Annotated in this window: 9 protein-coding genes; 3 read left to right on the forward strand and 6 right to left on the reverse strand. The window is 45.4% G+C overall.

What is annotated here, in order from left to right:
• Positions 1–65 precede the first annotated feature (65 nt).
• The 5 genes from PBAL39_RS02065 to PBAL39_RS02090 all read right to left on the reverse strand — a co-directional run bounded on the left by PBAL39_RS02065 (position 66) and on the right by PBAL39_RS02090 (position 8,161).
• The gene (locus tag PBAL39_RS02065) at positions 66–1,559 is read right to left on the reverse strand and encodes a RagB/SusD family nutrient uptake outer membrane protein (RefSeq protein ID WP_008237747.1); all 1,494 of its coding nucleotides are present in this window, start codon (positions 1,557–1,559) and stop codon (positions 66–68) included.
• Between the two features lie 17 nt (positions 1,560–1,576).
• On the reverse strand, positions 1,577–5,098 hold the full coding sequence (locus PBAL39_RS02070) for a SusC/RagA family TonB-linked outer membrane protein (protein ID WP_157273853.1): 3,522 nt from the start codon (positions 5,096–5,098) through the stop codon (positions 1,577–1,579).
• A 198-nt stretch (positions 5,099–5,296) separates the two neighbouring features.
• A complete protein-coding gene (locus PBAL39_RS02075) occupies positions 5,297–6,502 on the reverse strand; it encodes a FecR family protein (protein ID WP_008237751.1) in 1,206 nt (401 codons plus the stop codon).
• Positions 6,503–6,571: 69 nt separating this feature from the next.
• The gene (locus PBAL39_RS02080) at positions 6,572–7,174 is read right to left on the reverse strand and encodes an RNA polymerase sigma factor (RefSeq protein WP_008237753.1); all 603 of its coding nucleotides are present in this window, start codon (positions 7,172–7,174) and stop codon (positions 6,572–6,574) included.
• A 387-nt stretch (positions 7,175–7,561) separates the two neighbouring features.
• A complete protein-coding gene (locus PBAL39_RS02090; RefSeq protein ID WP_008237756.1) occupies positions 7,562–8,161 on the reverse strand; it encodes an FMN-dependent NADH-azoreductase in 600 nt (199 codons plus the stop codon).
• A gap of 108 nt (positions 8,162–8,269) precedes the next feature.
• Between PBAL39_RS02090 and PBAL39_RS02095 the strand changes: the two genes are divergently transcribed.
• The 3 genes from PBAL39_RS02095 to PBAL39_RS02105 all read left to right on the forward strand — a co-directional run bounded on the left by PBAL39_RS02095 (position 8,270) and on the right by PBAL39_RS02105 (position 10,593).
• Complete coding sequence (locus PBAL39_RS02095) at positions 8,270–8,677, forward strand: helix-turn-helix domain-containing protein (protein WP_008237759.1); 408 nt, start codon at positions 8,270–8,272, stop codon at positions 8,675–8,677.
• Positions 8,678–8,781: 104 nt separating this feature from the next.
• A complete protein-coding gene (locus PBAL39_RS02100) occupies positions 8,782–9,687 on the forward strand; it encodes an AraC family transcriptional regulator (protein WP_008237761.1) in 906 nt (301 codons plus the stop codon).
• Positions 9,688–9,762: 75 nt separating this feature from the next.
• Positions 9,763–10,593, forward strand: a complete 831-nt coding sequence (locus PBAL39_RS02105) for an SDR family NAD(P)-dependent oxidoreductase (RefSeq protein ID WP_008237762.1) — start codon at positions 9,763–9,765, stop codon at positions 10,591–10,593.
• A gap of 32 nt (positions 10,594–10,625) precedes the next feature.
• On the opposite strand, the gene PBAL39_RS02110 is transcribed toward PBAL39_RS02105, so the two are convergent.
• The gene (locus PBAL39_RS02110) at positions 10,626–11,867 is read right to left on the reverse strand and encodes a sorbosone dehydrogenase family protein (RefSeq protein ID WP_157273854.1); all 1,242 of its coding nucleotides are present in this window, start codon (positions 11,865–11,867) and stop codon (positions 10,626–10,628) included.

Consider the following 11,867-nt stretch of genomic DNA (forward strand, 5'->3'; position numbering starts at 1 on the left):
GGAACGCCTGCTGGCGACCGGGGTTGTTAGTTATGAAAAGATAAAGTGGTTATTTATTCGTCTGTCTAAGGGTTATTAATTAACCCGGGATCTCCTTCAACGATATTGGGTGGTAGCTGCATGACCAAACGCTCTGGCAATTTCAGGGTGTATGTCGTGATGCTGCCATCCGCATTGTACAAGGTATGTTTAAACGCTAAGTTTGGAAACAAAGGATCCACGGCGAGCCTGCGCATATCGAACCAACGATAGCCTTCCACCGCAAACTCCCGGATTCTTTCTTCCATGATGAACTGAATTAGTGCCACTCGATTGCTGGCAGCAGCTGCAGGAACCATCGCATCGTTAATCGCATTTCCGTCTGCATCGACCGCCTGGATCCTGTTGCTTCTGAGTGTTTGCAAATCAGATACAGCTCCGGCAAGATCATTCGTCCTTGCCTTGGCTTCCGCCGCGAGCAGGTACAATTCCGGCAGTTGCAGTCCCCACCTGGAGAAAGTCACGCCATATTTACGAAGTCGCCCGGCAGCATTCAACGTGTTGTCCAGGTTGGTGTTGGTGTAAAAGCTCAACCGCAAATCGTTGGCTCCATAGAGAACTTTCGCCTCATCTGTCAATACCAGTCCTTCATTACCGGTAAAATTCCCGTTGTAAGTCCCGCTATAAAATACCTTCGATACTACCGCTTCCTGAAGGTCGTTTACGAGGTTACCGGGTCCGTTTACCGGCCCGCGGTATTCGTCAATTGGCAAAAATTTACCTCCCGCCTGCAAGGTTTGATTATAATTGTACAAGGCCGTTTGTCCGTTAGCAGCTACGTCTGCCAGCGCAGCTTTTAACAAAGGAAGTGCTTCGTCGGGCTTACCCATAAACAAGTACACCTTTCCTAAAAACCCTTCCACTGCGGGCTTTGACCAGCGGGTAACCAGGGCAGGTTTCTTATTGATATTTTCCAGCGATTCCTTCAAATCCTGAATGATAAAATCATAAATTTCCTGCACCGTGCCGCGGGGATAAGATCTGATGTTGATATCGGCAATCTTGATGATCGGGAAACCAGGATCAGACGAAGCCGTGGCCGCCACATAAGGTTTACAGTAATAATTGGCCATGATAAAATTAGACCATGCCCGGGTAGCCAAAGCTTCCGCGCGTATTTCAAGCTTGCGCGCGGTTGTGCCTCCTGTCGAATTCAATACCTCATTGACGACTTTATTTATCTGGTAGAGCTGACTCAGGTGTTTGTTAAGTGCATAGGGAATCTTTGTGGAATTGGGATAGATGTCTGCACGCCATTCAAAAAAACGACTTCGCAAATCATTTTCACCGCGATTGGCGAAATAGGCACCCTCGGCTGCAACCTCATCTCCCATCAGCTGCGCTTCGGTCCATCCACCGGAAAATTCTGAATTATAAAAGGCGGGGTCGTTCATGATTTTATCAAAATCATCTGTGGTTTCCGCCACCTTGCTGCCTAATGGCACAATGTCCAACCAACTTTTTTTGCAGGAGCTGAAGCTGATGAGCAAAACGATGGACAGTATCATATATTTTTTCATTTCTCTTTACTTAGTGGTTAAAAGGAAAGGTTTAGGCCAAGACTATAGGTATGTCCGGGGTTGATCACGGAGGTATTCCTTGGTACCTCTGGGTCTATGCCATCTTTGTTTGCGGCCCACAATAAAAAGTTAGTGGCCTGAACAAACATATTTACCTGTTGAATTTTGAGGAAGCTGACTGCTGTTGATGGTAAATTGTAGGAAAGCGTCAGGTCCCTCAGTTTCAGATAGGAAGCACTAATTACGTTAAGATCACTCATCGTATAGTAGTTGACATCACGACGGGAATAATTAACTGAGTAATCTGCTACAAAAGAAGGAATGTTAGTATCCATTTCGTCTCCCTCTTTTTTCCATCGGTTCAACAGGTAATTCTGGTAGTTCGTGGTGGTTAATCTTCCAGCGTAAAATGTATTAACATCCCTACGCATCACCGCACCTAAGCTAAAAACCATATTGGCAGTAAGACTAAAATCTTTGTATCTAAAGCTATTTCCTAGTCCGCCGAAAACAGGGCTTCGCGTAGAGCCCATATATGCTACATCTTCCGGCTGCGCCACGTTAGGCACTTTAGTAACCGAGCCATCTGCACGGTAAATTTTAGGATCTCCCATATTATCCAGGCCGGCAAAACGGTAGGCAAACATCGCATTGGTATTGTATCCGATCTGCGGGTTCCATCCACCAACGATCGCATTAGCAGTATTCGAATATGCATCAGGAACACTATAAGATAACAGTTTATTGTAGTTATAAGCGATGTTGAAATTGGTGGACCAGCCAAAGTTGCTGCTCCTTATATTTTCGCTGCGGAGACTTAACTCCAGGCCTTTATTGACAATTTTTCCGATGTTTCCTGTGACACCCTGCTGCCGTCCCGTCCATGGGCTTAGTGGCAGGGAGCCAATCAGATCGTCAGTACTTTTATAATAGGCGTCGATACTTCCAGACAGGCGCCTGTTTAGCAGGCCAAAATCCAATCCGATGTTAGTGGTGCGGGAGATTTCCCATGCTAAGGCATTGTTGGCTACTAAGCTCAGCGTCAATGCATCTCCGGCCAGGGTAGAACCTGAATTGGAACTATTTACCGCGTAAAAAACATCATTACGTGCACCTGTGCCCACTCCCGGGGAATTTCCTGTCAGGCCATGGGTAACTCTGAGGCTTAAATCATTAATCCATGTCACTGGTTTCATAAAATCCTCACGTGCGATTTGCCATTTGGCACCTAGACTCCAGCTCGGTTTATTTTGGGTGGACAGGTCCTTCCCGAACTGATTGCTGTAGTCCTGGCGGATGCTCGCATCAATGCTATATTTGTTATTGATCTGGTAACTGCTCAATCCGAAATAGGAGATAAAGCGCGACTTAACTTTCATGATTTCGTATGGTGTAAAGTACAGGGAGCCATAACCAGAAACTGTACCTGGAATTCCCATCCGCAGTCTGGCATAATCCAGAATCGGATAGGTACCCAAGGTCTCATCGTAACCAATGATGGTCGTGGTGCTGGACATATTGTAGCCCTCGTTGACATCATTACCCACCTGGACAGTCAGATGGTCGCGCCCCTGTCTGAAATTGGCTTCGTAGGCCAGCTGGTTACGTACCGTCCAGTTCCGTTGGTCATTGTTGCCTGTCTGGTACAATCCTCCTTCCACGGGATAATTGTAAACCGGCGCTGAATTCACATCGTTCGCTTGTGTCAGGTTAACAATTTGTATTCTCTGCGTGATCGCCTTATTGTCAAGGTAGTAAATGGCCGTACCCGGCGATTTCTGGTAACCATAGGTTCCGACGAAACTGAGGCCTTTAAATAACCTAACCGTAGCATTGGCAGTCACATTGATGTTTACATTGTTGTTGTCGCGGTGTCCCAGTTCCAGTTCGTCCAAAGGAACATAATCCAAATTGATCCGGCTGAGTGCCTGGTGACTTTCCCTGAAGACTTCCGGATAACCTGAAAGGTAATTGACGGTCAGGTTATTTCCATCAGCCCCTCTAAACAATTGGTATGGAAGAAATGATGCGCCGCCTAAATTTGGATAGTTTTTGCTGCGAATTACCGTATTGATCAATGACGTGTTGAGTGTGAGTTTTACACGGCTTCCCAAGGTTAGTCCCTGTGTGAGGTTGAGCTTGTACGCATTGCTGTTGCTACCGGGGGTCGTTTTTTGAATGCCTGTATGTCCCAGCGAGGCGTAAAAATTGTAACCATCACGGCCACCGGACGCAGAGACAGTTTGATTGATCGTCATTGCGGGGCGGTAGAACAGATCAGACACCTGGCTGCGGTTTTCGATCGAGGCAAGACTGTCCAGTTTGCGGTTTACTTCGGGGTCCCCTTTAGGCCCACTGTATAAAATAAGGTCATGAGGCGCCATACCTGAATAAACTACCGAGTTTAACGGGAAGGTAGCCGGATCGAACAGCTCCTTTGCCGTTTGGATAAATTCTTTCGAGTTCATCGCGTTGCTGTAGCTTAAATCCGGGCGGGCGGAATAATTGACAAAAGCATTATAGCTGATGACGGGCCGCCCACCTGTGCCGGATTTGGTAGTGATGACAATGACGCCGTTTGCGGCCCGCGCACCCCAGATTGCTGAGGCCGCAGCATCTTTCAACACCGTGATGTCTTTGATGTCGTCTGGATTAACAGCACTAAGTTCTTCAATTGCTACTCCGTTGACAACATAGAGTGGCTCTTTGCTTAAACGCACCGTCGATTCCCCACGCACCAGACTTCTGCGGGTGCTGACACCATTACCATTCAAATTAGAAGAAAGGGTGTTGCCCATGGTAGCAATCTGCAATCCCGCAACCTGTCCTTCCAGTCGCTGAATGATGTCCATGCTGCCGGTACGCTCACTGAAAACTTTCATATCCGGCTTACCGAATGCACCTGTAGCACGTTCCTTTGTTAACGTTTGGAAGCCTGTATTATAGGTAACTTCAACAGTGGACAATGCTGAGATCATGGGTTCCATCCTGATCACAAGATTACGGCGGTTATTGACCTTTACCGTATCGGTTTTGTAACCGACAAATCTTACAATGATGCTTTCCTCGCCGGTCATATTGTCGAACCAGAATTTGCCGTCCTCAGTGACGGTATAGGCTTTGGTTTGCCCCAATATCCAGAGATTTGCCCCTGCAAGCGGGAGGCCTTTCTCATCAAGCACCATCCCACGGACCTCAAAATTATTGAAGATCTCACCGATCTGCTGAATTAAGGAGGATGTTTTAGGCTGGATGACGATCATCTTATTTTTGATGGTGTAGGCAAAGGGTTGATCTGCAAAACACCTGTCCAGTACTGCAGTTAAATCCTCTGCTCTGGACACTATCGTTACCGGTTTAGCCTGTTTAATGAGCGCGTTAGTGATGACAAAATCGTAACCTGTCTGCTTTCTGATTTCTTTAAACACCTCTGCAATGGGCGCATTTTTTTTCGACAAGGTGACACCCTGCGACATTGCCGCCAGGGAAATCTGCAAGAACGCCGCACACAGCAGTGCAATGGTTAAACAGGTTCGCATGAGCCATTTTTTTAGTTGATAGTCTATGGTATGACTGCGCATGCCATACCCTATTGTATAGTAAATTTTATACATTTGTTTGGTTTGGTTAAGTTGATCGATGTGTGTGACGCATGTTGTGGACAGTAAGCCAGACTTCTGACCGGTGCGGTACGAAACGCACCGGTCTACTATTTTAGCTTACCTCTTATTGTAGCATTAAGGCATAACTAAAATCCTCCTTCCTTCAATTTTAAAGTGAACACCTTTTGTCATCTCCAGTGCGTTCAGCACTTCTGATAATTTCCTGCTTCTGGAGATCGTGCTCACAAAACCAATATTACCGATATTACCTTCATAGGAGACTTCTACGTTGTACCAGCGCGCAAGCTGCTTCATGACCGATTTAAGGTCGTCGCCGTTAAAAACAAAATCGCCATTTTTCCAGGCAACAGCACTTGCCGTGTCTACTGTTTTGACATTGATTCTGCCTGCCGGATAAACTGCGGATTGTTCACCAGGGTTTAAGATCACGTCCTTGTGGGCTTGCGAGACAACCTTAACCACACCTTCCAGCAATGTTGTTTTGATTACGGGTTCATCATCGTAACTGTTTACGTTAAAGTGCGTACCCAACACCTGGACTTCCTGCCCTTTCGTTTTTACAACAAAGGGATGTGTTTTATCCTTCGCCACTTCAAAATAGGCTTCGCCTCGTAGCACGACATTACGATTTGCTCCGGAAAAAGAAAGCGGATATTTTAACGACGAGCCCGCATTCAGGTAAACAAGTGTACCATCACCTAGTTTAATTTGATATTGTCCGCCAAGGGGAATGGTTATCGTCAGGAATTGTGCCTCAAATGGTTTTGCCTCTCCGCTGGTTGGAGCCGCAACGGCAGATCCATCATTGTAGTTTAAATTGGAACCACTAATGATCACCCCGCTCTTATTGCCGTTCAGCGTTATGGTTTTTCCGTCGGCAAGGGTGATGTATGCTTTATTTGATCCGGCGGTCACGTCGTTTTGTGAAATATCATTTTGGCTGGTTTCGGCCCTACGCTCGTAAAACGTTATTGCAATCCCTAGGATAAGTAAAATGGATGCAGCGACCAAAATCCGTTTCTGCCACCGCAGTTTAAGCACATTGACTTGACCTGGTGTTTTCTTCGTTGACCATTCTTTACCTGCCTCCAATTTTGAAAGCGTCATGTTCCAGACCTCGTCCTTTGTCGTATTCTTGATGTTTTCATACGTCTTTAGTTCCAGGGATAGCTGTTGCTCCGAGCTAAGGCTGTCAAAATAGGCGCGGTTACTTTTTGATGCTGCCAGCCATAAATTTAATTCATGCTCCTGCGCAGCAGAAAGCGCTCCTCTGAAATAAAGTGCAATCAACCGGGAAACCTGGAATTCCTTTTCAAGCATGTGTATTGTTGTTCATTTTATATAGAAACACCGCCGGAATACCAAACGCTCAAAACTATTTTATCTTTTTTAGCTACGATCAAGGTAAAGTAGCAGGGCGAGCACCAATGGCCCTGAAATGTCCTTTTTGAGAAATGCCGTTTTCAGCAGCTCAATTGCATTTCCCTTATGACTGCGGACAGTTTTTACAGAAATGTCCAGCTGTTGAGCTACTTCATCAGTTCTTTTTCCTTCATAGTAAAGCAGCTTAAAAACCTGCCTGCATTTGTGCGGCAACAGGTTTATTTCCTCATCCAAAATATTTAGAAATTCCGCCTGAATGATTTCATGAAGGATGCCATCGTCATTTAAAGTCAACTGATCGAAGTAAAGCTGCTGAGCGGCGGTTTTCCTTTGAAGCGACCTCAAATAATTAAGGCACTCATTGCGGCAGCGGATATATAAAAATGCTTTGATGTTAGTAGCTGTCGGGAAATCAAGACGTTTTTCCCATACTTTAACAAAGCTTTCTGCTACAATATCTTTTGCTTCGGCCTCGTCTTGAGTCAGACGAGTTGCAAAGTAACATAGTGAGGTATAATGCAAGTCAAAAAAGTAACTTAACGCACTGTTATTACCTTCTTTTAATTGTTCTATCCAATAAACATCTGCTGTTATACCCCCTACCTCCATTTGATATTTGCTAAACGTCAGCAATATCTGTAATAATTTTGAATATCTGCGTCAACATCTTTTATCGCATGGTCAGGGTCTTCGTCTATCAAAACCTTTTACTGTCCAGGTGTTCTTGCAGAAGATTAAGTACCCCATATTTCAGTTTAATCCCCGGGATCTGATATAAAGGCAATAGCGAATCACTTTTTTGTTCAAAAAGGCTGTATTTAACGGCTTTCAGAAAGTCTAGCTTGCTAATGACGTTTCGGTCTGGAGCACCGGAATCAACAAAGGGAATCTTCTCGTAGTTTACTTTCTCTTCACTCAAAACTGCCGCATTGGTACTTATATTTTTTTCGATGTATGCCAGGGAAATGGGGATGCGTTAACATCCCCATTATTTGACTATAACACAATGCTATCAATCCCTTTCTGCAAGGCCGCTTCTCCCTGACCCGGATAAGCCACACCTTCTGCACGGAACACACTGAGGTCACTCATGCCAAGGAAACCCAGCACACCTTTCAGGTAGCTGGACACGAAATCCATAGCCTGGAACGGTCCGCTGGAATAGATCCCGCCGGAAGCCATCGCTACATATACTTTTTTGCCATTGATTAAACCTTCGACTCCAGTTTCGCTGTACTTAAAAGTAACACCTGCCCGGGCGATGTGATCGACCCATGCTTTCAGCACCGAAGGGATACTAAAATTCCACAGAGGTGCTCCGATCACCACGATATCAGCAGCCTGAAGTGCCGCAATAGCCTCATCGGAATTTTTAAGCGCTTCCTTAGTTGCCGGTGTTTGCGCTTCAACAGGTGTATAAAAAGCCGCCAGTGTGGCCTCTTCCAAATGTGGATAGGGACGTTTAGTAAGGTCATGTACCTCTACTGTGCTGCCTGGATTAGCCGCCTTTAGCTTGTCTACGACTGCGTTACCTAGCTTGGTGCTGAATGATCTTTCGCCGTTTGGGCTGGAAATAATATGCAATATTTTTTTCATCGTTTCTTGATTTTTAACACCAGCAAAACTATTGCTAATGACTATCCAAAGGATATGGGTTTCCCAAAGGATACCGGTATCGTTTAGGATACTGTGTACCTTTACGTCATGAAAAATGATCTGACAAATGGATTGGGAACTAAGCACCCCTGCGCGCAAAACGCATGTGCTGAGGGCGTCACTGGTATCAGGGATGCCTTATACGTTTTGAATGGAAAATGGAAACTACCTTTGATCTTCGCACTTACTGAGGGCCCTGCGCGCTTTAAGGATATCCAACGCACTGTCGGCGACATCACTGCTAAAGTGCTTTCCAAAGAATTGAAAGATCTCGAGCTTAACGAATTTGTGATACGGACGGTTTTGCCCACCACCCCGGTAACAGTTAGCTACGAGCTGACACCGTACAGCCTATCGCTTCATAAAGTCATCAAAGAGTTAAAGGACTGGGGCATTCAACACCGGCAGCGGATCATTGCCAGCCGGAAGGTCAACAATAAGCTTGAATCAAAATAAGAAAGCACACCGCCGTTAAGACTATATTTGTCCTTTATTCGATTTAACAGTTCGTCCAACTAATTATCGGGTTAAAAGTTTGATTTTTGCAAATAGCATTTATTATGGCAAAAAGCACGGAATCACTGGAAGAGTTTTATAGGCATAAGTTCACTGACCTTTCTGAAAATCTACGGAAAGACATCGGTCAATTTAACGTGTTCAGGATCGAAGACCGCATCCGGTCGGGGGCAAGCACGCCTACTTATATCCGAAGGGATTTCTTTAAGATCATGCTGTTTCGGGGAGATAACGTTTTCCATTACGGCGATAAAAGCATTCCTGTGTCCGGTAATACGTTATTGTTTTTTAATCCGAAGGTACCCTATACCTACGAACCGCTTAGAGCGGGTACAGGCGGTTACTTCTGCGTGTTCAAGGATGAATTTTTCAAGGAAAACCTTCGCTTGAATTTGAACGACATTCCCCTCTTTGCTGCAGGTGCCCAACCAATTTTCCCTTTAAATGAAATCGAAAATACAGAGGTGCAGCAGACATTTGAAAAGATAATTACAGAGTTCAATTCTGAATACATTTACAAATATGAGTTGATCAGGAATTATGTGAGCGAATTGATCTACCGGTCCATGAAGCTGCAACCCGCTCATCATTTATTCCAGCAACCGGATGCCGGCACGCGTATCACCGGGGTATTTTCTGAATTACTTGAACGGCAGTTTCCAATAATATCCACCTCTCAGCGATTCGAATTTCGCTCACCTAAAACTATTGCCGACCGCCTTGCTGTGCATGTGAACTACCTGAACCGTGCGATAAAGAAAACTACTGGCCGCACGACTACCGATCATATTTTTGAACGTCTTACCGGCGAAGCTAAAGCGCTACTCAAACATACGGACTGGAACATCGCTGAAATAAGTTATGTACTTGGATTTGAAGACCAGGCACAGTTTAACAACTTCTTTAGGAAACAAACCAAACTTAGTCCCTCTGCCTTCCGGAAGGTTTGAATTTGACAAAAATTGGTTTGAGATCCACAAACTGCTGATGTGTTTCTGCTCTACTTTTGTATCAAATAATTCATCATGAGCAATACAAAAGTCTGGTACATCACAGGGGCATCGAAAGGGATGGGATTGTCCCTGGCAAATCAGTTATTAGCTAAGGGTCATAAGGTGGCTGCTACCTCAAGATCAATAGGCGCATTCGGTCAGCTGGCGTCCTATGGCGATCTGGTCCTGCCCTTACAGGTTGACCTTAAAAGTGAGGAATCGATAGCTGAGTCGGTTAAAAAAACAATTGCCCATTTTGGCGCATTAGATGTGGTCATCAACAATGCCGGTTATGGTCTTGGGGGAGCATTGGAAGAACTTACTGCTGAAGAGATCAATGAAAATTTTGAAGTCAACTTCTTCGCGGTAGTCAGAGTAGTTCAACAAGCCCTGCCCCATTTGCGTCAGAAACGTTCCGGCCACATCATCAATATTTCTTCAATTGCAGGCTTTGCCCCCGGTGTCGGTTGGTCAATGTACTGTGCCGCAAAATTTGCGGTCAGCGGTTTGACAGAGGCATTAGCAAATGACCTTAAACCGCTCGGCATCAAAGTCACCAATGTATTACCAGGTTGGTTCCGTACAAACTTTGCCAAGGCAGACTCCATAGCCTATAATCAGCATCAGATTGACGATTATGCTTATCTCAGGGAATATCACCAAAAGATGAACAGTATGGATGGTGCTCAATTGGGCGACCCGGACAAAATTGCTGATGCCTTTCTGGAATTGGTCAATAGTGAAAGTCCGGCTGTCAATCTTTTTCTGGGCAGTGATTCTTTTAACAGGGCTAAAAGTAAAATTGAGCAACTTAACCTTGAGATGGACAGTTGGAAAACAGTATCGATCTCGACTGATTTTTAATTTTATGGGTTAGCGAATGGAGCCGGTCGGCCTTAATTTTTTATGATCTTATAAAGCGTACCACTTGAGTTGTCCGGTCCGGTTTCAGGGTTCGTCAGAACATACAGTTCACCAGCTGCATCTTCGCCAAATGAGGTGATCTTCATCTCCTCCGGCATATTTTGCAGCCTGGTTCTTGTTCTGATCCACTTTGAACCTTCTTTTTTAAGATAGAATACCGGGCCGTTCCAATCGGCGAACAGGTATTTCCCCTTTAATGAAGGGATCTGCTTCCCGTTATAAACATATCCGCCGGTTACCGAAACGCCCTCCCTGTGACTGTACTCGGCAATGGGCATGATCAGACCGGTGGTATCACAGTCCTTTGGATTGTAACAATGTGTGCCTTCCATTAATCGCCAGCCATAGTTGCCACCTTTGTTAACGATATCCACTTCTTCCCATTCATTTTGTCCCACATCACCAACGAACAGCTGTCGGGTGGCCCTGTCGAACGAAAACTTCCAGGGATTTCTAAACCCATACGCCCAAATTTCAGGTTTTGCGCCCGGCTTGCCAACAAATGGATTATCTTGAGGAACCTTGTATCCAGACTCCGCATTGATGTCAATGCGAAGTATCTTTCCGTGCCAGGTATCCAGATTTTGTCCGTTTCCGATTTCACCATGTTTGTCTCCCTGACCGCCACCATCACCTAAAGAAAGATACAAGAAATTATCTGGTCCGAACTGGACACAGCCGCCATTATGATTGCCATCAGGCTCCTCGATGCTGAGGATGACTCTGCCCTCGCCGACATCTGCGTGATTGTCGGATTTCAGGTGATATTCTGCCAGCACCCCAGTATGGTTAGCATTCTGCTTAGATGGTGTGCTGTAATACACGTAAAATTTCCTATTGGCTTTAAAATCTGGATGAAGGGCAAGACCTAACAAACCTCGTTCCTCATAGCCATCCTGCAATTTAGGCAGCTTCGAGGCCAGATCAATCACGGGTTCGGCGGTTAACTTTCCTTGCTTCACTACGCGGATCTTTCCTGTTTGTTCTGCAATCCAGATCTCATCGTTAGATGCAAAAACCATCGATGTAGGTGCCTGAAGTGTATTTGCTACTGCGCGGACCCCTAAGGAAATGGCGGAAGTTGCGACGCCGGTTTTAATCTTTTTAACTTGTGCACATACCGTCGTATATGAAGAGGCCATCAGTGCCATGCAGCAAAATACGTGACCAGCGAAACGACTCCATGCAGCATTCAAATGATTATTTTCAAACAT

Origin of the sequence: Pedobacter sp. BAL39 (assembly GCF_000170795.1) — a bacterium.
GTDB lineage: Bacteria > Bacteroidota > Bacteroidia > Sphingobacteriales > Sphingobacteriaceae > Pedobacter.